This is a genomic window from Achromobacter sp. ISS7 (assembly GCF_056523125.1).
Map to the genome: position 1 here is coordinate 728,011 of NZ_JAWRZD010000001.1, position 18,738 is coordinate 746,748.

The window sequence follows — 18,738 nt, forward strand, 5'->3', positions numbered from 1 at the left end:
ATGGACGCTAAGGGTATGAAGCTAAATGCCGGCGCCGCCACGAAAACCAAGAGGGCGGGGACAGGGCAGGGGGCAAGGGCAAGGGGCAAGGATAGGGGTCAAAGATCGAGGCGATAGCGAGGGCGAACCCCGCGCAGTCGCAAGACATTCCCTGGCAGCGCGCATAGGTCGTGGATCTCGCAATACTGAATACTGGCTGAAGCAGTTCGGCAACCGCCGATGACACGGCGGCGAGGTATGGCGATGGATCCCCTGGCGCGCAGGATCGAAGCCCGTCGTGGCTGCGGGAAAACGATTGCAGGAAATGTAGCTAGAAAGCGTAGCAAAAAAGCGTAGCAAAAGGCATAGCAAGAAAGCGAACGGCGGGCGGAATCTATTGCCGCTGCCGGAATCTAATTGTTTTAGGGTTTGATGGGCAGGTCGGCTGAAGATGCGCCGGGCTGGCGGGCAGGACGATACCGCTTGTACGGGTCGGTCCGGGGCGGGTAAGCCCCAGGCGCCAGCGCGGAAAAAAAAGCGGACGTGTGCGTCAAACTTGTTACATAGTTAATTACTATAGCTGAGTGGTGAATCACGCAGTCCGGCGATGGCTATCTTCGCGCCGCGTCTGAGGTTTGGGTGCTGTGTCGATCCAGCTGCCAAGGGCAAGGCCCGACAGGCAAGCAACGCCTATTTATAGGCAGACAGCCCCCCTCGACGCCCGAAGTCCATCGCGGGATGAAGCCATGCACGCCAGGCGCCCAGCCGGTCACGGACCGCAACGGCGCCAGGCGGGCTCGCAAGAGCTGGTGCTGCGAACAACGCAGCCGCGGGGCTTCCGCCGATTCACCTGATTTACCCGTAGGGATGCCGCGAAGGGCCTTTGCCCGGCAGCGGCGTCATGCGGTGCAACATGCCCGAACGGGTTGCGACGACCACGGAAGCGACTATGACCAAATCCACCGGCAAATCCTCCTCTGCAATTGATGCGACCGACGCCCTGGCCACGAAGGCCAAGCGGGTCGTCAGCATGGCAGCGGAAAAAGCGCCCGCCAAGACGGCGGTGAAGGTCGCCAAGCCTGCCGCGAAGACGGCCGCCAAGAAGGCGGCCGCCAAGACGGCGGCGGCAGACAAGCCCGAGAAGGTGACCAAGGCTCGTGCCAAGAAGGCCGAGGACAAGCTCGCCGACCTGGTCGGCAGCGCGCGTCCGGTCCCCAGCGGCCGCCGCCCCGGTCGCCCTGCCAAGAACGCCAACAACGATTCCGACGGTTTCGACGACACCATGGACGGCGAAGGCGAAGTCCTGCCGGACCTGAAGCCGCCCAAGCGCGGTGGCAAGCGCGGCAAGGCCGATCCCAAGGATCTGATCGCCCGCGGCCCCGTCTCGGCCGAAGAATACGAAGCCCGCCGCAACCGCCTCAAGCAGCTGATCAAGCTGGGCAAGGACCGCGGCTACCTGACCTACGGCGAAATCAACGATCATCTGCCTGATGACCTGGTCGACGCCGAAGCCATCGACGGCATCATCAGCACCTTCAGCGACATGGGCATCGCGGTCTACGACCAGGCCCCCGACGCCGAAACGCTGCTGATGAGCGAAAACGCGCCGGTCGCGTCCAACGACGACGACGTCGAGGACGAAGCCGAAGCCGCGCTGACCACCGTGGACTCCGACTTCGGCCGCACCACCGACCCCGTGCGCATGTACATGCGCGAAATGGGCTCGGTGGAGCTGCTGACGCGCGAAGGCGAAATCGAGATCGCCAAGCGCATCGAAGACGGCCTGAAGCACATGGTCATGGCCATCTCGGCCTGCCCGACCACCATCAACGAAATCCTCGCCCACGTCCTGCGCGTGCGTGAAGGCCAGGCGCAGATCGACGAAGTGGTCGACGGCCTGGTCGATCCGGAAGACGGCGAGGAATACGCCGGCGCCGGCGTCACCGCCGACGAAGACGAAAGCGACGACGGTCCCGCCGGCGGCATGTCCAGCAAGCAGCTGGAAGACCTGCGCGTGAAGGCGCTGGCCAAGTTCGACGAGGTCGGCAAGCAGTTCGACAAGATGCGCCTGTCGTACGAGAAGGACGGCTACAAGTCGGACATCTACGTGCGCGCGCAGGAGTCGATCCAGAACGAACTGATGGGCATCCGCTTCACCGCCAAGATGGTCGAGAAGCTGGCCGACACGCTGCGCAACCAGGTGGAAGAAGTTCGCCAGCTCGAGCGCGCCGTCCTGCACACGTGTGTGGACCGTGCCGGCATGCCGCGCACGCATTTCATCAAGGTGTTCCCGGGCAACGAAACCAACCTGCAGTGGGTCGTCGACGAAGTGGCCGCCGGCCATCCGTACGCCGAGACGCTGGAGCGCCAGATTCCCGCCGTGCAGGAACTGCAGCAGAAGCTGATCGACCTGCAGACCCGCGTGGTGCTGCCGCTCAAGGACCTGAAGGACGTCAACAAGCGCATGGCCACCGGCGAAGCCAAGGCTCGCAAGGCCAAGCGCGAAATGACCGAGGCCAACCTGCGCCTGGTGATCTCGATCGCCAAGAAGTACACGAACCGCGGCCTGCAGTTCCTGGACCTGATCCAGGAAGGCAACATCGGCCTGATGAAGGCCGTGGACAAGTTCGAGTACCGTCGCGGCTACAAGTTCTCGACCTACGCGACGTGGTGGATCCGTCAGGCCATCACCCGTTCCATCGCCGACCAGGCGCGCACCATCCGTATCCCGGTTCACATGATCGAAACGATCAACAAGATGAACCGGATCAGCCGCCAGATCCTGCAGGAAACCGGCGCAGAGCCGGATCCCGCGACCCTGGCGCAGAAGATGGACATGCCCGAGGACAAGATCCGCAAGATCCTGAAGATCGCCAAGGAGCCGATCTCCATGGAAACGCCGATCGGTGACGATGACGATTCGCACCTGGGCGATTTCATCGAGGACACCTCGACCCTGGCGCCTTCGGACGCAGCGCTGCATGGTTCCATGCGCGACGTGGTCAAGGAAGTGCTAGACTCCCTGACCCCGCGGGAAGCCAAGGTTCTGCGCATGCGTTTCGGTATCGAAATGAGCACCGACCAGACCCTGGAAGAAGTGGGCAAGCAATTCGACGTCACGCGTGAGCGCATCCGCCAAATAGAGGCTAAAGCGCTGCGCAAGCTGCGTCACCCGAGCCGGGCCGACAAGCTGAAGAGCTTCCTGGAAGGGCAGTAAGTTTCCTGGGCCTCTAGCTCATGCCTGGTTAGAGCAGCGGACTCATAATCCGTTGGTGCCGAGTTCGACTCTCGGGGGGCCTACCAAAAAATACCCAGTAAATCAGGTATTTACAGCCGCCAGCAATGGCGGCTGTTTCGTTTCCAGCTCCGACATTGACGTAATCTTGACGTTCTCGGCGTGGTGGGCAAGGTGCGTCGGAGCAAGGTGGGCTGTCCCTCAACGTCTTTTCCGCCATCTTCGCTTTTTCGGCTGCAGGCTTGTGGTGGCGCGCGTCAGTGGCCCGTGTCCTCTCAGATTACGCAGGAGAAGTGCCGCCAGGTACAAAGTACCTGACCTTCTATGGCGGGCAAAATCCTATTTCACTCGACCGAGACGGCAAGTGGGTCGATGTTGTCCGCACTCTTGAGCTACAAGGAAAGCTGAACGCTTGGGCGGCAGGATCGGCCGCACTTGCAGCGTTGTTTCAGGGCGGTGTCATCATTGCTCAGTGGCTTGTGCCTCCGCCATGTTAGCATTCGCACGAGTGCAGTAGCGCCTGATACCGAGTCTCTAAAAAAAGCCCCCATACGGCATTCCGGTGGGGGCTTTTGTTTTGGGTCGCTGTTGATTGGCGACTATGTTGTTCACACCTTAAATACGACGACAGAGGTTTCAAGCTCAAACTGAATGGGGTCGATGCTATCGCCAACTGCATACAACATTGCGGAATCGGCAATCTTTACCAGCACCACATCGTATCGAGGGTCAACCGCCAGCTTTAGAGTTTTCGCGATAGATTCGCCACCTTCGCTAGTGCGAATCCATACAGTCGAGGTCGCATCGACATGAGAGCCGAGATTTCCGGCCACACGCTTGATGGCGGCTTGCAGGTCTCGATAGCGTTGATCGTAGGACGCGGGAATTCTCTCTTGGTCCAGCCTGTAATGGATCGAGTAAGTCGTCATTCTTCAAGCATTCCTGAGTCTGTTGAGTGTTAGCCAACCTTCGCATATGAAGGCATGCAAATTTCGCTCGTCTTACCTTGAGATGAGAAAAGGCGGCGACCGCAGAGGAATCACGAGTTCTCCAACTGACAGCCGCAACACGGAATAGGCCTGTGATCTAAGGGCATTCCGGCAGGCTAAGCAGATTGTTGGATGTACTGCTGTCCGCTTCCGTTTTGAGGTACTTGTTTCCGGCGCGACTGGTAGCAACAACTACCCAAACGCTTTTTCCGCCTACGTGAACGTAAAAGCTCCATTCCCCACGCTCTATCTTTCCGATGGCGTCGTGCAAGGGCAATTTCCATTTGGACGTAACGAATCCGCCAACGTGGGTGATCGACTCGTTCGGGTCATTTCTGGGAATCTTGTTGATGCAAGTGATCTGGGCTGTGTTAGCCATAACCGGTGGTCTCCAATAAATATGTGGTGGCGAAAACAACTTATGAACGCCTGAATGCGACAGCAACTTTGACCATAGCAACTAATTCTTACGGAACTGTAAGGTGTAGGGGCAGGAGCATGCCGCGCGGCGGAGTTGAGGTAATCGCCGCGGGGGGCGGTTGGTGGCACCCGGCTAGATCACAGATAGGGAGGGGGGCGCAGGTCGCGATGCAATTAGAAACCGAGGCCCAGCTCAAGCAACGCCGGATACTCGATTTTCCCTTTGCTCGCCTTCTGTTTGCTGTCTAGGTCTATGACGACCATCAGATCCTTTGTGGCGTCGAATAAGGTCTGGAGATATAGGGTGGAGCAAATCCCGGTCGCAGTGTCGTCGGCTCGGAACGCAAAGAATGATGATGTTTCGTCCCAGGGGGAGAGCGTCGCAATGCTCTTGACCTTGTCAACGAAAGAATCGTAGCGGTCCTGGTAGGTCGAGTCGTTCTTGAGTCTGAAAGTGACGATGAAATGTGCCATGTGGGATCTCAAAGTGAGGCGGAAATGAAAGCTCTTGCAGAACTGCTGACGGAGCCGGTTCTTGATGGTGACCATGTGGCTCGAAACAACTGGGTCAATCTGCAGCGAATGATGCGGCGAGGACGGGGTTCCTCAATGACACGTCAGAGTCTTATTGACGTTACGCATGATGTCGTTCCAGTGCAGGCTCTTGAAGAAGGGCTCCCATGGCGTGGGGGCTATGAACTTGAATCCATTTCCGTATCGCCAAACCGGGACGACTGTTCCAGCCAATCCCGCTGACTGAGCGCAAGCCTGAAGTTGCTCGATGATGTCTTGTTGGACGCCGGGCGGCTTTGTTCCAAACGCTGGATCAAGCGGGACAATGATTATGTCTTGCCCTTGTTGTCTGATATGCGCGATCTTGTAGTCAGCCATATAGGCTCTCCAAAAGGTGGAAGCATCAATCGACCATAGCAATGAATTCTTACAACTGTGTAAGAAATGACACTAGCTGAGGCGAGCGATGATCGAGATCAAGATCACGTCCAACCTGAAAGATGTCCTGCGGCGCATCGACGCCTTCACATCGGAACAGCTGCCGTTTGCGATGGCGCAGGCCATCAACGCGACCGCTGCCCGAGTCCAGGCGGCCGAGCAGGAAAGCATCAAGTCGCCCTTCGACAGCCCGACGCCATTCACGCAGAAGTCCGTCGGGGTGAGCAAGGGTCGCAAGTCGTCACCGGTGGCAGTGGTCTATCAAGAAGATCGCGGCCGCCCACCCGCTGCCCTACGAGACGGGCGGCGTCCACAAGCTGAACAGCCGGGCGTTGCTCAATCCTAAAGGGGTGAAGCTGAATAGCCACGGCAACCTGCCGCGCGCCGCAATGGGGCGCCTGAAGGCAAGGCCGGATGTCTATGTAGGCTCGATACGCACGCGCAACGGCCAGGCCGTAAATGGGGTATGGCAGCGTGTTGCGCCCAAGCGGGCGCGCAGCGTGAAGGCAGGTGGGCGGCGCCAGGCGGTGACGACGGGGCAGCTGGCGAACCAGCAGAACCGCGGTGGCCGTCTGAAGCTGCTGATCCGGTTCGGCGACGAGCTGCCCGTCAAGAAGCAGCTGAACTTCGGTGCGACCTCGCGCGAAGTTGTCGAGCGGCATTTCCCTGGTGACTTCGACGCCGCCCTGGCGCAGGCCCTGAAAACTGCAAAGTGAGAAAAGACATGAAAGGTATGACCACCATCACCGCTGCCCAGCTGCGCGCTGCCGTGAACGCTTGGGAAATGGACCTGCGTGCTGACCGCGATGCGTTCGTGCAGGACACGCGTCGACGCCTACCTGTTGAAGACGTGGTATCGCCACGATGGTCGGCCATACAACGTTTCGGCAGCATGTATCGACTCTGGCGGCCACAACGCGCAGCGCGTGTATGAGTTCGCCGAGGCCCGATTGGGGAGACGGATTTACGCCATCAAGGGGGAATCCGCCCGGAACGGGCAGCGCTCGCCGGTTTGGCCCACGAAGGTGCCCAGCCGACGAAACAAGGCCACGTATCGCCCCACCATCATCGGCGTCAACACGGCGAAGGACACGATTCGGAACCGGTTGAATAAGGACGCTCCAGGTCCTGGATTCATGCACTTCCCGGCGGACCGTGACTTGAACTACTACGCGCAGCTCACATCCGAGCGGATCGTGGTCAAGGAAGCCAGCGGGCATAAGTTCCGTGTGTGGGATCTGCCATCGGGACGCGCCAACGAGGCATTGGACTGTCGCGTCTACGCATATGCCGCGCTCTGCGCATTGATCCACTTCGGTCTCAAGCTGAATCGAACCGTCGAGGATCTGGCGGAGGTTCTGCACGGGGCGCCGCCCTTGCCGGACGGCGAGGTGTCGGTCGCGCCGACGCCCGCGACTGGCTCGGGCCATCGCGGTCCGACGGTGCGGGTCAAGTCGGCAGGCTCCGGGCGCTCGCGGGTGAGCAAACTTGCATAACGAGGTACGCCATGAGGGTTTATGAGGGAATGAGCAGGGAGGATACCTACGCCGCGCTCGCGACGAATATCTATTGCGGCGACGTACTGAACGCCACGGCGCTCTTTGGATACCGCTGCACGGACGTAGCCAATCCAACCACGACCCGCACATCTCCGGCGCGTACATCGTTCTTCCTGATCTGCGAGGTGAGTTCCTGCAGGGCTGGGACGACAGCCGGGGTGTTGACGCAGGCCGGGCGTTCGGATCGGCTCAATCGGCTGCTGTGGATTCCGTTGGCGTGCAGCTTCGTCAAGCCTCAACGACGTGGGCGGCCACAGGAGTTGGGATTGGTGCTGCCGTAGCCTATTTGTCCAATTCGCCGATTAGCTCGTACGGGTCGAACATGGCGGTGTTCGGGGGCACCGAAACTCGTGCGCGCAACGTGGCGCTGCTGGCATGCATCAAATACTAGGAATTGACATGGAGAAAATCGTTTCGCAATTGGATGCTGAAGGATATTTCGTCGCCGCCGTCGCTGCCGATGAATCGCCACTAGAGCCGGGCGTTTTTCTTATCCCGGGTGGTGCCGTCGATTTGCCTGCACCGACGAAGATCCGGGCAGGAAAGCGGTACAGACTGAGCGGCCAGGTGTGGGTAGAGGTCGACATGCCTACATTGAATCCGGAGCCTAGCCAGGAACCGCCCACAGAAGCGCAGCGGATCGCCGCTGCTGCTGGGCAACGTGATGGGTTGCTCTCATACGCTGCGCTGCGGATAGGGCCGCTTCAGGACGCTGTAGACTCGAATCAGGCCACGAAAGACGAGACGAGCGAATTGGCCCTATGGCGGCAGTACCGCATAGATGTATCGAGGGTGGACGTGAAGGCCATCAGCCCCACCTGGCCAGCGCCTCCCGCTTGACCCACAAGAAAGGAGAGAGACATGGGATACCTTGCACAGGCAACGCTCAATGCGATTGAGGCTGACCCGACCAAATGCGAGACGTACTACAACAGCGTGCGGTCTACGTTCTTGAATGACCTGGGATCGGCCTATTCGGGCGTACCGGAAAGCGTCCTGCGGTTTATGTGGTGCGGGATGGTTGCCCACCATCTGAAGCCGTATGGCAATTCGAACGCCAGCACGATGGAGGATTTGCTGGCTGCTCCGGCTTTGGATTGCGACAACTACGCAACGCTGGCAATTCGCCTATATCAGATGATGACGGCGAGTAATGACGCAGGCTTCGCAATCATGGGTTGGAACGGCGGAGCTATCGGCAACCATGCGCAGATCCTGGCGTGGAGTCCTGACGCTTCCTGGGCGGTTCTCATCGATCCGACGGTCTGTGTGTTCGCCAAGACTGGATACAACAGTCTGGTGATGGGGATGCCCGCTACCGGCATCAAGAACTTCTATTGGCAATGGACTGATCTGCTGCCCTATCTGGCTACCGTGCAAACGGCGCTTTCCTCGGGTAGCTATCGGCCCTATGACTGCATGTACTTCTTCCGCAGTTTGGAGGCCATGTGGGCGCCGGGTGGCCGCCCCTATTGGGCTACGCCGCAGGCATAGACTGACAACAACCGAACCAATAGCCCGCATCCGCGGGCTTTTTTTTCGTCCATACCACGGGAGGCAGCAATGCAAACCCATCAAAGGAGTATTCGAATGGAACCGAGTTCCACCGGTTTTGGGGGATTGGCGGCCTTGAAGGTCGCAATGGCTTACGGCATTCCTGCCGCGCTTGCCGCAATGCTGGGGCTGCTTATTCTGCCGCCTAAAACGCCGCGGGAATTCACTGTGCGAAGCGTCTGCACGGTCACGTGCTCTTTCATGTTCGGGCCGGCGCTCGCGGGGGCGGTCATCGCCTGGAAGCCTAGCCTGATGGAGGCCATGACGTGGCTGGCCCACCATGGCGCCGGCTCCGACGACGCGCTGCTGGCGAAGTTCTACGTTCTGGGGCCGAGCATGCTGCTTGCAGGTCTGCCGGCGTGGTGGGTGCTGGGCGCCTACATGCGCTGGATGGCGAGCATGCGGCAAAAGGGGCTACTGGAATGGTTGGTTGAAGTCCGCGCCAAGCTGCTGGGCCTGCGGTCGGGCGGGGAGGGCTGACCATGAATCTTCAGACGATCAACGATACCGCGATCACTCCGGCGCTGGCGCTGCTGCCGGCGCGCATGGACACGCCGGCGGCGCGCGTGATGTTGCTGGCCATCGGCCTGCAGGAAAGCCGCTTCGTGCACCGACGCCAGATCGGCGGGCCCGCCCGCGGTTTCTGGCAGTTCGAGAAGGGCACCCGCGCCAGTCGCGGCGGCGTGTGGGGCGTATTCCTGCACGCGGCCAGCAGGGACCACCTGGCCACGCTGTGCAAGGCGCGCAGCGTGGCGGGCGATCCGGATGCGATCTATGCGGCGCTAGAGTACGACGACGTGCTGGCCGCCGGCGTCGCGCGGCTGCTGCTCTGGACCGATCCGAAGGCGCTGCCGCCGGTCGGGGATGCGGATGCGGGCTGGGCGCTGTACCTGCGCACCTGGCGGCCGGGCAGGCCGCATCCTCAGACCTGGCCGGACCTGTATCGCCAGGCCCTGGCCGCCGTGGGGGGGGAGCATGCGAACGTGGCTTGAACGGATGCAAGGCTGGCTGCTGCTGGCCAGCATCGCGGTGGGCACGCTGTTCAGCGTGTTCTACCGCGGCCGCGCCACCGGGCGCCAGGCCGAGCGCCAGGAGCGCGCCGAGCAGATCAACGAACAGGCGACGAAGGCTCGCCAGGAGGTGCGCAATGTGGAGAATGAAGTGGCGAGCATGGATGATGATGCTGTTTCTGATCGCCTCAAGTCTGGCTGGGTGCGCGGCCCCGGCCAGGGTGGGCGTTGAATACTGCGACCACGCGCGGCCGATCTACTTTGCTTCGGCCGCACAGGTTGACCAGACGCCCGCGCCGATCCGGCGCCAGGTGCTGCAAGGGAACGATATTTGGCGAGCGCTTTGCGACACGCGTTGAGAGATGGCAACGCAATGCGACACCGCTTGATAGTTATGGCGGCGCGCCGTGCGTAGCATGAAGGTTCCACAACAACTATTAATGGAATCTTCAAATGTCTTTGACTGCTACCAACATGACTTGGCTGATCCCCGGTGTCTCAGGCACGGGGGCCGAAACGCGCGTGGTGTTCGACATCCGTTCCAACGGGGTGAACGCTGGCTACAACGTCGCGGTGGCCTACGCTTCCGAGGCAGAAATGCTGAGCAAGACGCTCGACGAACTGATCGCCGCCAGCCGCGCGAAGCTGATCGCCGAACACCCCAACCTGATCTAAGCGCACAGCGGATCAGGTAAGAAGCCCCCGAGAGAATCGGGGGCTTTTTTGTTGCCAGAGAGTAGGGGGCAGATAGAACCGTCCGGCGGTCCACCGGCTGGCAGACGTTATGCTCCGACCAAGTGAACGGTTTGCAGGGTTACATCCGTGGGGTGCAATCAGCGACGCGCTAACGCATTCGAGTGGTTGCGGAAGGGTCTAATGGGCCGAACTCAACCTTCCATCCTTTTGTCGCTTCAGATATCTGAGATCGGTCGTTACATAGAAAGCCTAGGACTGCTAAACTTTCTCCGAATACCGCTAGAAAGGCGCTTGTACTGTTGTCGTTGGATATCGTGAATCTATAAGCGAATTGGTCGGAGAGATCGACTTTTCCCCGCTTTCTTTGCACTTGGTGAGGCAGCTTGGTTGAGACTTCGTCAAAAGCGTCAGTGGAAGTCGGATCTCCATTGGAAAACCAGCGCAAGAAGGCAACACCCTGCCGAGGTAGTGCTGTTCCAGTGTGAAAATAGTGCAAACTCAATAATAGCTTTTGAAAACAGGTTTCGATGATTCGCTGAACTTCGGGATGACGAAGCGTAAGGATGGGAACGTCGCGGATCAATTGTCCTGGCTCTGGTCGGGCGTTTCTATTTCGTAGAACTGTTCTCTTTTCTCTACTAGCCAACATCAATGACTGCATAAGTTCCGGGTGCCGCACGGCTTGGCCTCGGGCCTGTTTCTCCAATTCGGCCAATGCTCGGCCGTCCATCGCTTGATTTTGCGGAGCGAGCCGACAAATCATCCCAAACAGCCCTTCCACATTTGACGTATAGATCTGGCAAGACGCGCACGCTGGGAAGACGTAGCCTTCTGGCCATGCCCGTCCAACAAACACAGTCCTGGGCGGCCAATGGTCTTCGGTGGTAGCCGGAGTGTCGCCGCCGCAATAACAGCATTTGGGGTGGTTTGTTAGAAACTGGTGCAAGCGACGAGATTTATTTCCCACGGATTTTCTACCTGAAAATTGAGGCTGAAATTTTAAGCTGATGTTGAATCGGCCAAAAAAAGGCTGATGTTGGGCTAGGTATCCACTGACAGCGTCTCGTCTTTTCTAGCTCATCCACTGCATCCACCAGCCCTGGTAGTACCCACAGCCGGCGATTTCTTCGAAGCCTACGACCATCATGCCACGCTCGGAATTGAAGGTGAGCAACTGAGGTTCGAATAGGTAGGGGGCGCCGAACGTGGCCAGGGACTTCATGGTCATGCGCGGGAGGTGTCGGTTTAGGCCCTTGTGGAGTATGGAGTGCATCCGGACCGTACCCACGACAGGCAGACCAGGATCGTTATCGCGACTGCGCTCGCCGCGCAGTTCGGTCGGGCAACCGGCAGCAGGCAGCTCGGCCGCCGATACTGCGCTTGCGGTCAGGTTTTGGCGATCAGGAATTGATCCTGATCGGCGTCGGAGCTTTCCTCTGCGGAGAGCCAACGAGGTGGCCGACCTCTACCAGTCCAGGTTTCTCCGGTATTCGGGTGCCGATATTTCGGGGGAGCCGGCGGCCGTTTGCGCACTCCAGGTGTGGACGTCGGTTTCTTCCTCGTCCGCACGCCGTCTGCAAAGGCTATCGATATTTCTTCTGGCGAGATGGCGTTGTCGCGCATGGATCGGACGATGATCTTTATTTCAGCTGCACGCCGAGCAATTCGGACGTGCTCCAGCTTTGCCCGAAGTGCGTTGATCTGAGCGTTGATTTCGTTGATAGCTTGCTTCACCATTTTTCTACAGTCCATACGCCCGCTAGGGTTGGGGCACCTCGTCAGGTTGTGTCAGGGGAGTAGTTCGAAGTCTCGGCCGAAGGCGTGGACTCCACAGCCATCAACAGTGCCGACAGGATCCCACTGGCCATTTCTGGTGACGAGGATGGCCTCGCCTATGATGGCCACTCGAAGCGCGAAGGTCCAGAAGCTGGCTTCTGCCTGCTGGTCCATACCATATTGGGCGCGATCCATGGTGATGGATCGTGGCGGAGGGATTAGGCCCAACGTCCACTTCAGGGCGATGCCAAGGGGCGTGAGGCGAGCCTGAATGCTTGTCGGCTTGAAATACAACAGCTTTACGCGGGTTGCCATAGCAGACCTCTATCGCATGTAACGCCGCATCAGATTATCAAAGCGTGGGCGAGCTAAGTACGCGGGATATCCTCTAGGACCACCGGATGAACACGCCCGGGTAGCGCGGCCACATGTCGTACTTGCCGCCGGCCGGCTTGTTGGACGCGCCGAACTTCTTGAGCAGCAGCTCGGCGTCCTTCAGGGTCTGGTAGTGGCTGCACATTGCAATTGACGCAACTACATCGAGTGGACGCCTTGAAGAAGGCTGCGTCTGAGCCTAGCAAGAACCCCACAGCCCCGGTCCGACTCGTACATGAGCCATGAGACAAGTACGATTAAACCTCCTACCATTGCGAGGACAGGTTTATCGCAGATTTCTCGTTCCGTGAGAACTGGAATCCAAATTGCCAGGAGCACAAGCGGGCCGATCATTGACGTCTCGAACTTCAGCCTCAGGACGATTGATTCTAGATAGTGCACGCCGATCGGAGGTGTGGCGAAGTGCGTCCGGAGGAATGGGTACCAGATTTCGTCGTCGGGCGGTGTTGCTATGTTGCGTCGAGCGTGAATTTTGCACAGGCCGAGCTCAATCCACGACCCGAGGTTTTCCATAAGAAAGCCCGCCGCAATGATGAGTGCGGTGGCTAATATCGCGGCCACAGTAGCTTGGTCCGCTACCAGTTTTTGAATTCCCGGAAAATTTCTATGCAGATATGCTAGAAGCGGAGCTGAAGTGAATATTCCAGGGACGAGGGTAATAACAATCGGCCGAAAAACTTCTTTGCCGAAGAAGCCAGTGATATCCACTGTGGTTTTCCTTTCTGAAACACGAAGCTAGGGTTGGATTAGGTTTACCTGATCTACGGCAGAAATCCCAGAATCATAAGTAGGCGTTCATCAACTGCCAAGCTGCCGCAGCTATGTTGGCTGAACGTGAAGTGGGGCTGGTTGAATATACAGTTGTTTGCCGATAGCACTCGGTCGGACACGCAAGCTAATCAATGCGGTTGCGGCTCTGCGCCTCAGGCATTGTGCCGACTGAACGATGGAGCCTTGAGTGCGGAAGATTATCTATGGAGCAGACCTGTACGAACGCATTTGGGCTGTGCCCATAACACAGTTCTGTCTTGAGTTCGGGCTCTCGGATAGTGGTCTTAGAAAAGTCTGCAAGGCGCTAGTTGTGCCAACTCCTCCGGCAGGGTACTGGATGAAACTCAGGACCGGAAAGCCGGTGGAAAGGACGCCACTTCCGCCTGCGGGTGCGCGAGAGTCGTACATGCTAGAAGCGCCCAAAAACGCATCCCTGCCGGAATGCATGCGAGGTCCGATCGCTGCGGATCTGGTCGATCGTATTGCTGCAGAAACGGAGAGTTCATCGCGTATCGTGATGCCATCCGCTGGTCGTTGGATTTTGAGTTGATCTCTATTTATGCCTATTTCTAAAACGCCCGACTCATAATCCGTTGGTGCCGAGTTCGACTCTCGGGGGGCCTACCAAAGAAACTCTCGTGGGTCTCGGAGTAATCCGAGGCCCGCTTTGTTTTGCGTGGCATTTGCGTGGCGGGCGTCGTTCATTCCGCTTCTATCGGCAATGATGCAGAATGCTCCTCAAGCGCCGATCGCAATCGGTGCTGGGGAGGCCATCTCCCTCACTGCGAATCCCTGTTTCCCGGAAAACGACATCCATGACCGGCGACCCCTTCATCAAGCCCGGCAATCGCCTGACGATCCTCATTTTCGTGATTCTCGCGGCGGTCGTGCTGCTGCTGATGCGGGTTGACTGGCTGACGGTGGGGCTGGGACCGTATTTCCCGGCGTATTGGACCGCCGTGCTGGCCTGGCTCGTCAGCGTCGTGCTCGTCATTTGGCGGCAGCGACGCTGGTGGGTGTTGGTGACCGCGCCGGTCGTGCTCTATCCGGCGGTCATGGTGGGGTACTTCTTGATCGAGTGTTCGCGCAAGGCCTGCATCTTCTGAGCCAGGTTTCCGGTTCCGCCGGATGATCTGATCCGGCGCGTCCGGCGCGCTTGCCTTGCGCCGCAGGGGCTGCACAGCCGAGCCGCCTGTTTCCTCTGTCTTCATTTCGCACCGTCCGACGGTGGGCGGGCGTGTCAGCGCCTGTTGGCCGGGCGGGCTTTGGCGCGTCCGTTGCTTGCCCGCGACGTGGAATCGGCTTCCAAACACCCTTCGGGCCCTTGGCGTGAACACCTTTTCGATAGGTTCGGGCTGGGACAGCTGTTTGATTTATTTAGTTACATAAACAGCAAAGAAATTAACAATGGTTAAAAACTTTCTCCAACTCTCGCCATACTGCGCGCCTATATTCCTGACTCGTAGCTAAATTTCACAAAAATGGCATTTCAGTCAGTTTCAACGATGCAACAGCCTCGCCCGGCAAACAATTAGAACCCATCTTACCAAGCCGCCGACCCTGCGATGCCGCCCATTTTTGTTTTCCCGCCGCTCCTGCCGCTGCGCGCCGCTCCTGATGTGACTCGGATCCGGCGTTCCATGCATGTTGTCGTCGCCCGCCTGGCAGGCCGGTTCGCGCTTCTCCGTATCTGATTCCCATGCAAATTCTGCACACGCTCTCTGGCCCCAATCTGGGCGGATTGGAGTTTCGCGTCCTGGATCAGTCGCGTTGGCTCCAGGAGCAGGGCCATTCGGTGGCCATCGCCGCGCCTCCCGGGAGCGACACCCTGAAGTTGGCGCGTAGCTGGGGGTTGGCGACCGTTGGCATGGACTTCAACTCGCCCTATTCGTGGGCGGGCGTGCTCAAGCTGCGGCAACTGGTGAAAGACCTGCGCATCCAGGTCATCGACGCGCATGGCACGCCCGATGCGAAAGCCAGCGCACTCTGCCGCGATCTGTGTTCGCTGGTGCGGACCTGGCATTTCTCCCGCCCGCTGCGCACGTCGTGGCGGCGGCGGCTGGAGTGGCGCCTGGGTTGCCACCGCGTCATCACCACCAGCCAGGGCGGCGCCCAGGATATCGTCACGGCGGGTTTTGCCGGGCAGAAACGAATCAGCGTGGTGGGCGAGTGGGCCGACCATGGATTCTTCGCCGACGTCGACAAGCAGGCGATACGCCATGCCATGCGGCAGGAACTGAGCCTGGATCCGGCCGCGTTCGTGGTGGCCACCATCGGCATGTTGCGGCCCGACAAGCGGCAGGAGGACCTGCTGCGCGTGGTGCACGTGCTGCGCCAGCGTGGCGTGCCCGCGCGAGCGCTGGTGGTCGGCATGCCGACGCGAGCGACGGCGGCGTATGGCCAGAAGCTGCATGACCTGGTCGCGGAACTCGGGATTGGCGACTACGTGACCTTTGCCGGGCATCGGGAAGATATCTCGAACATCATCCACGCCGCCGATGCGGTGCTGGTGCCGTCGATCAACGAGGCCTGGTCGCGAGTCGTGCCGGAAGCCTACGCGTCGCGTTGCCCGGTGGTGGCCAGCGCGGTCGGCGGCCTGCCCGAGATCGTGTGGCCCGGCGACACCGGCTGGCTGGCGCCGGCGCAGGATGTCGCGGGTTTCGCCGATCACCTGGCCTGGATCTGGGCGCATCCCGAGCAGGCGGCCAGGATCGCCGACCAGGCCCGCACGTTCGCCGACCGGCACCTGATGCTGTCCCAGAAAATGGCGGAGACGCTGAGCGCCTACCAGACCGCGATGGAGGATGCGCGCTCGGCCAGGAACGTGGAAGCGATGGCCTGATATTGCGCGCGCAGACGCGCGCTGGAATGGCGGCTCTGGTCGCCGCTGCCGTTTCAAGTGAACGGGCCGGTTGCCGACAGTTCGGCAGCCGGCCCGTGTCGTTTCCGGCCTGGGATGTGCCGGTCAGCGACCGCGTCGCCGCACCATGCGGCCGAAGCAGCGCATGACCGCCGCGACCGTGGTGGCTTCGCGCCAGTATTTGCGGCGCAGGGAGCGCAGCGGCAGCCACCAGGGCTGGACCACCACGTTGTCGGCCCAGGCCGGGCGCCAGCGGGGCATGTTGCGGGGTCGGTCGACGATGGTGACCGTCGACAATCCGCAGCAGGAGGCCAGGTGGCCGATGCCGGAATCGGTACCGATGAACCAGCCGGACTCGTAGACCTCGGCGGCCACGCCGTCGATGGAGGGCGCCTCGACCAGGCCGGCATGGGCCTGTTCCAGCAGTGGCAGCCAGTGGGCGCGTTCGGCCGGCGCCAGCACGAAGACTGGCTCGTAGCCCATGGCGCGCAGCCGGCGGGCGACGATGACGTATTTGCCTGGCGTCCAGCAGCGTTCGGCTTCGCTCGAGGTCGGATGCAGGATCACGCGCTTGTCGTGGCGGCGGGCCTTGAAGCGGGCAGGGGCCCGCAGGCCGTTGTCGTCGCTCCATTCGCTCAGGCCGAAGGCGTCGACCGAGAAGCGGCGGAATTCATCCAGGATGCCATTGGGCGAAGCGTGCTTGCGCGGCGCCGCGCGGATCTTGCCCCATTCCTTGGTGCTCAGGAAGCGTTGGCAGACGCGGGTCAGGCCGTCGAAAGGGCTGTCCGGATCCATCTGCACGATGGTGTCGTAGCTCGCCAGGCTGGCGATGTCCGCCGGCAAGGGCTGGATGTCGAAGTCGGGAAACCATTCGCGCAGGGCGTAGCCATGCACGCCGTAGACGGTGATGTCGTGGCCGGCCTTGCGCAGATTGTTGGCGAGCGTCATCTGGTACAGCGAGTCGCCAAGGCGGTTGGAGAGGACCAGCGCGATGTTGCCGGTCCGGAAGGAATGAGCAGGGCTCACGTTCGATTCATCCTCGTTGCTTTTGCTGCGCAGGATAACCGATTGTTTCGCCGGTTTTCGTTGGCTGCGTTCAGACAAGCCTGTCAGCGGCGCGTGGGCTGGCCGGGAGTACGATTTCAGACATGCCTTCGCCACCTTCTCAGCGAGCCCTGCTCTGGGTCGTCGCCGCCTGTTTCTTCATGCAGACGCTGGACACCACCATCGTCAATACCGCCTTGCCCGCGATGGCGCGCAGCCTGGGCGAAGACGTGCTGGCGCTCAAGCCCGTGGTGGTGGCCTACACGCTGACGATGGCGATGCTGACGCCCGCGTCCGGCTGGCTGGCCGACCGCTACGGCACCCGCCGCGTCTATCTGGCGGCGATCCTGGTGTTCGCGGTCGGCTCGGTGTTCTGCGGGCTGGCGCAGACCTTGACGCAATTGACGATCGCGCGCGTGGTGCAGGGCGTGGGCGGCTCGATGCTGTTGCCGATCGGGCGCCTGGCGGTGCTGCGGCGGGTGCCGGGCGACCAGTACATCTCGGCCCTGGCGTTCGTTTCGATCGCGGGGCAGGTCGGGCCGATTTTCGGGCCGACGCTGGGCGGGCTGCTGGTGCAGGTGGCCAGTTGGCATTGGATCTTCATGATCAACGTGCCGATCGGCCTGTTGGGGCTGATTGCGGTGCGCCGCTACCTGCCCGAGGACGCGCTGGCCGATGTGGCGCCGTTCGACGTGCTCGGCTGCGGGCTGCTGTCGTTGTGCATGGTGTCCTTCTCCCTGGCGCTGGACCTGCCCGCCGGCGAGGGCCGCATGGCCTGGTCATCGGCGCTGTTCGCGTTGAGCGCGCTGACCGTGCTGCTGTATGTGGCGCATGCACGGCGGCGCGACAATCCGCTGTTCCAGCTGCGCCTGTTCCGTGAACCCAATTTCAGCGTCGGGCTGGTCGGCAACCTGGTGTGCCGGGTCGGCAGCAGCGCGGTGCCTTTCCTGCTGCCCCTGCTGCTGCAACTGCAACTGGGCTACACGCCGCTGCAGTCCGGGTTGATGATGCTGCCGGCCGCCATCGCGGGCACCATTTCGAAGCCCTGGATCGCGCCGCTGGTGCGGCGCTTCGGCTATGACACTTTCCTGCTGGCCAACACCGTGCTGGTCGGCGCCGCCATCATGTCGTTCGCCGCGATCTCGCACGACTGGCCGTTGCCCCTGCAGATCGCGCAACTGGCGCTGTTCGGCGCGGCCAATTCCATGCAGTTCGCGGCCATGAACAGCGTCACCCTCAAAGGCCTGAGCACGCGCGACGCGGGCAGCGGCAACAGCCTGTTCTCGATGGTGCAGATGCTGGCCATCGGGTTGGGGGTGACCATCGGCGGCGGTCTGGTCGGCGTGTTCTCGGGCGCGGACAATGCCATGCTGGGGCGCGCGTGCATGCTGACGTTCCTGTGTGTCGGCGTCATCACGCTGCTGTCGGCGTTGGTGTTCCGGCGTCTGGACGCCGGGAGCCTGAACGGCGCCGGCCGACGCGCGGCCGGCTAGCGCGG

Annotated in this window: 23 protein-coding genes and 1 tRNA gene; 14 read left to right on the plus strand and 10 right to left on the minus strand. The window is 60.7% G+C overall.

The window, feature by feature from the left end; translation table 11 throughout:
* The first annotated feature begins 928 nt into the window (after nucleotides 1-928).
* A complete protein-coding gene (rpoD, locus tag AC1HFW_RS03290) occupies nucleotides 929-3,196 on the plus strand; it encodes an RNA polymerase sigma factor RpoD (RefSeq protein WP_006393988.1) in 2,268 nt (755 codons plus the stop codon).
* 7 nt (nucleotides 3,197-3,203) lie between these two features.
* Nucleotides 3,204-3,282: transfer RNA gene (locus AC1HFW_RS03295), tRNA-Ile, on the plus strand.
* 540 nt (nucleotides 3,283-3,822) lie between these two features.
* Here the strand turns inward: AC1HFW_RS03295 and AC1HFW_RS03300 are convergent.
* From AC1HFW_RS03300 to AC1HFW_RS03315, 4 genes are all read right to left on the minus strand, one after another.
* Complete coding sequence (locus AC1HFW_RS03300; protein ID WP_479281758.1) at nucleotides 3,823-4,143, minus strand: hypothetical protein; 321 nt, start codon at nucleotides 4,141-4,143, stop codon at nucleotides 3,823-3,825.
* A 157-nt stretch (nucleotides 4,144-4,300) separates the two neighbouring features.
* Nucleotides 4,301-4,582 carry a DUF3892 domain-containing protein gene (locus AC1HFW_RS03305; protein ID WP_082406225.1) on the minus strand — a complete coding sequence of 94 codons (282 nt, stop codon included), beginning with the start codon at nucleotides 4,580-4,582 and terminating at the stop codon, nucleotides 4,301-4,303.
* A 215-nt stretch (nucleotides 4,583-4,797) separates the two neighbouring features.
* Entirely contained in the window at nucleotides 4,798-5,172 is a 375-nt protein-coding gene (locus AC1HFW_RS03310) for a hypothetical protein (protein WP_479281759.1), read from the minus strand.
* 57 nt (nucleotides 5,173-5,229) lie between these two features.
* Complete coding sequence (locus AC1HFW_RS03315) at nucleotides 5,230-5,514, minus strand: hypothetical protein (protein ID WP_479281760.1); 285 nt, start codon at nucleotides 5,512-5,514, stop codon at nucleotides 5,230-5,232.
* A gap of 88 nt (nucleotides 5,515-5,602) precedes the next feature.
* Between AC1HFW_RS03315 and AC1HFW_RS03320 the strand changes: the two genes are divergently transcribed.
* From AC1HFW_RS03320 to AC1HFW_RS03360, 9 genes are all read left to right on the plus strand, one after another.
* Nucleotides 5,603-5,920, plus strand: coding sequence for a hypothetical protein (locus AC1HFW_RS03320; RefSeq protein ID WP_479281762.1), 318 nt, complete (start codon nucleotides 5,603-5,605; stop codon nucleotides 5,918-5,920).
* Nucleotides 5,907-6,290, plus strand: a complete 384-nt coding sequence (locus tag AC1HFW_RS03325; protein ID WP_479281764.1) for a hypothetical protein — start codon at nucleotides 5,907-5,909, stop codon at nucleotides 6,288-6,290. The genes AC1HFW_RS03320 and AC1HFW_RS03325 overlap by 14 nt, the downstream gene beginning before the upstream one ends.
* Before the next feature lie 78 nt (nucleotides 6,291-6,368).
* Entirely contained in the window at nucleotides 6,369-7,070 is a 702-nt protein-coding gene (locus AC1HFW_RS03330) for a terminase gpA endonuclease subunit (RefSeq protein ID WP_479281766.1), read from the plus strand.
* A 462-nt stretch (nucleotides 7,071-7,532) separates the two neighbouring features.
* On the plus strand, nucleotides 7,533-7,973 hold the full coding sequence (locus AC1HFW_RS03335; protein ID WP_479281768.1) for a tail fiber assembly protein: 441 nt from the start codon (nucleotides 7,533-7,535) through the stop codon (nucleotides 7,971-7,973).
* Nucleotides 7,974-7,994: 21 nt separating this feature from the next.
* On the plus strand, nucleotides 7,995-8,627 hold the full coding sequence (locus AC1HFW_RS03340) for a hypothetical protein (RefSeq protein ID WP_479281770.1): 633 nt from the start codon (nucleotides 7,995-7,997) through the stop codon (nucleotides 8,625-8,627).
* 96 nt (nucleotides 8,628-8,723) lie between these two features.
* Nucleotides 8,724-9,167 carry a hypothetical protein gene (locus tag AC1HFW_RS03345; RefSeq protein WP_479281772.1) on the plus strand — a complete coding sequence of 148 codons (444 nt, stop codon included), beginning with the start codon at nucleotides 8,724-8,726 and terminating at the stop codon, nucleotides 9,165-9,167.
* Between the two features lie 2 nt (nucleotides 9,168-9,169).
* Entirely contained in the window at nucleotides 9,170-9,679 is a 510-nt protein-coding gene (locus tag AC1HFW_RS03350; RefSeq protein WP_479281773.1) for a hypothetical protein, read from the plus strand.
* 4 nt (nucleotides 9,680-9,683) lie between these two features.
* A complete protein-coding gene (locus AC1HFW_RS03355) occupies nucleotides 9,684-9,929 on the plus strand; it encodes a hypothetical protein (protein WP_479281775.1) in 246 nt (81 codons plus the stop codon).
* Nucleotides 9,930-10,150: 221 nt separating this feature from the next.
* Nucleotides 10,151-10,372, plus strand: a complete 222-nt coding sequence (locus AC1HFW_RS03360; protein WP_479281777.1) for a hypothetical protein — start codon at nucleotides 10,151-10,153, stop codon at nucleotides 10,370-10,372.
* A gap of 1,093 nt (nucleotides 10,373-11,465) precedes the next feature.
* Here the strand turns inward: AC1HFW_RS03360 and AC1HFW_RS03365 are convergent.
* From AC1HFW_RS03365 to AC1HFW_RS03385, 5 genes are all read right to left on the minus strand, one after another.
* Entirely contained in the window at nucleotides 11,466-11,615 is a 150-nt protein-coding gene (locus AC1HFW_RS03365) for a hypothetical protein (protein ID WP_479281778.1), read from the minus strand.
* Nucleotides 11,616-11,779: 164 nt separating this feature from the next.
* On the minus strand, nucleotides 11,780-12,130 hold the full coding sequence (locus tag AC1HFW_RS03370) for an H-NS histone family protein (protein ID WP_479281780.1): 351 nt from the start codon (nucleotides 12,128-12,130) through the stop codon (nucleotides 11,780-11,782).
* Nucleotides 12,131-12,181: 51 nt separating this feature from the next.
* Entirely contained in the window at nucleotides 12,182-12,364 is a 183-nt protein-coding gene (locus AC1HFW_RS03375) for a hypothetical protein (protein WP_479281782.1), read from the minus strand.
* A 193-nt stretch (nucleotides 12,365-12,557) separates the two neighbouring features.
* A complete protein-coding gene (locus tag AC1HFW_RS03380) occupies nucleotides 12,558-12,689 on the minus strand; it encodes a hypothetical protein (protein WP_479281783.1) in 132 nt (43 codons plus the stop codon).
* Nucleotides 12,690-12,703: 14 nt separating this feature from the next.
* Nucleotides 12,704-13,273: a hypothetical protein gene (locus AC1HFW_RS03385; RefSeq protein ID WP_479281785.1), complete on the minus strand. Its 570-nt coding sequence runs from the start codon at nucleotides 13,271-13,273 to the stop codon at nucleotides 12,704-12,706.
* A gap of 878 nt (nucleotides 13,274-14,151) precedes the next feature.
* Here AC1HFW_RS03385 and AC1HFW_RS03390 point away from each other — a divergent pair.
* Both AC1HFW_RS03390 and AC1HFW_RS03395 read left to right on the plus strand, forming a co-directional pair.
* Nucleotides 14,152-14,442: a hypothetical protein gene (locus AC1HFW_RS03390; protein WP_006393989.1), complete on the plus strand. Its 291-nt coding sequence runs from the start codon at nucleotides 14,152-14,154 to the stop codon at nucleotides 14,440-14,442.
* Nucleotides 14,443-15,035: 593 nt separating this feature from the next.
* A complete protein-coding gene (locus tag AC1HFW_RS03395; RefSeq protein WP_061071867.1) occupies nucleotides 15,036-16,178 on the plus strand; it encodes a glycosyltransferase family 4 protein in 1,143 nt (380 codons plus the stop codon).
* 123 nt (nucleotides 16,179-16,301) lie between these two features.
* On the opposite strand, the gene AC1HFW_RS03400 is transcribed toward AC1HFW_RS03395, so the two are convergent.
* Nucleotides 16,302-17,222 (minus strand): glycosyltransferase family 9 protein, encoded by a 921-nt coding sequence (locus AC1HFW_RS03400; protein WP_479281788.1) that lies wholly within the window; start codon nucleotides 17,220-17,222, stop codon nucleotides 16,302-16,304.
* Nucleotides 17,223-17,344: 122 nt separating this feature from the next.
* Between AC1HFW_RS03400 and mdtD the strand changes: the two genes are divergently transcribed.
* Complete coding sequence (gene mdtD / locus AC1HFW_RS03405) at nucleotides 17,345-18,733, plus strand: multidrug transporter subunit MdtD (RefSeq protein WP_479281790.1); 1,389 nt, start codon at nucleotides 17,345-17,347, stop codon at nucleotides 18,731-18,733.
* The last annotated feature ends 5 nt before the right edge of the window (nucleotides 18,734-18,738 follow it).

Excerpts from the sequence above, each read along its gene's own strand:
- rpoD (WP_006393988.1), top strand. The coding sequence starts at position 929 with ATGACCAAATCCACCGGCAAATCCTCCTCTGCAATTGATGCGACCGAC.
- AC1HFW_RS03300 (WP_479281758.1), bottom strand. The coding sequence starts at position 4,143 with ATGACGACTTACTCGATCCATTACAGGCTGGACCAAGAGAGAATTCCC.
- AC1HFW_RS03305 (WP_082406225.1), bottom strand. The coding sequence starts at position 4,582 with ATGGCTAACACAGCCCAGATCACTTGCATCAACAAGATTCCCAGAAAT.
- AC1HFW_RS03310 (WP_479281759.1), bottom strand. The coding sequence starts at position 5,172 with ATGGTCACCATCAAGAACCGGCTCCGTCAGCAGTTCTGCAAGAGCTTT.
- AC1HFW_RS03315 (WP_479281760.1), bottom strand. The coding sequence starts at position 5,514 with ATGGCTGACTACAAGATCGCGCATATCAGACAACAAGGGCAAGACATA.
- AC1HFW_RS03320 (WP_479281762.1), top strand. The coding sequence starts at position 5,603 with ATGATCGAGATCAAGATCACGTCCAACCTGAAAGATGTCCTGCGGCGC.
- AC1HFW_RS03335 (WP_479281768.1), top strand. The coding sequence starts at position 7,533 with ATGGAGAAAATCGTTTCGCAATTGGATGCTGAAGGATATTTCGTCGCC.
- AC1HFW_RS03340 (WP_479281770.1), top strand. The coding sequence starts at position 7,995 with ATGGGATACCTTGCACAGGCAACGCTCAATGCGATTGAGGCTGACCCG.
- AC1HFW_RS03345 (WP_479281772.1), top strand. The coding sequence starts at position 8,724 with ATGGAACCGAGTTCCACCGGTTTTGGGGGATTGGCGGCCTTGAAGGTC.
- AC1HFW_RS03350 (WP_479281773.1), top strand. The coding sequence starts at position 9,170 with ATGAATCTTCAGACGATCAACGATACCGCGATCACTCCGGCGCTGGCG.
- AC1HFW_RS03355 (WP_479281775.1), top strand. The coding sequence starts at position 9,684 with ATGCAAGGCTGGCTGCTGCTGGCCAGCATCGCGGTGGGCACGCTGTTC.
- AC1HFW_RS03360 (WP_479281777.1), top strand. The coding sequence starts at position 10,151 with ATGTCTTTGACTGCTACCAACATGACTTGGCTGATCCCCGGTGTCTCA.
- AC1HFW_RS03365 (WP_479281778.1), bottom strand. The coding sequence starts at position 11,615 with ATGAAGTCCCTGGCCACGTTCGGCGCCCCCTACCTATTCGAACCTCAG.
- AC1HFW_RS03370 (WP_479281780.1), bottom strand. The coding sequence starts at position 12,130 with ATGGTGAAGCAAGCTATCAACGAAATCAACGCTCAGATCAACGCACTT.
- AC1HFW_RS03375 (WP_479281782.1), bottom strand. The coding sequence starts at position 12,364 with ATGGATCGCGCCCAATATGGTATGGACCAGCAGGCAGAAGCCAGCTTC.
- AC1HFW_RS03380 (WP_479281783.1), bottom strand. The coding sequence starts at position 12,689 with ATGTGCAGCCACTACCAGACCCTGAAGGACGCCGAGCTGCTGCTCAAG.
- AC1HFW_RS03390 (WP_006393989.1), top strand. The coding sequence starts at position 14,152 with ATGACCGGCGACCCCTTCATCAAGCCCGGCAATCGCCTGACGATCCTC.
- AC1HFW_RS03395 (WP_061071867.1), top strand. The coding sequence starts at position 15,036 with ATGCAAATTCTGCACACGCTCTCTGGCCCCAATCTGGGCGGATTGGAG.
- mdtD (WP_479281790.1), top strand. The coding sequence starts at position 17,345 with ATGCCTTCGCCACCTTCTCAGCGAGCCCTGCTCTGGGTCGTCGCCGCC.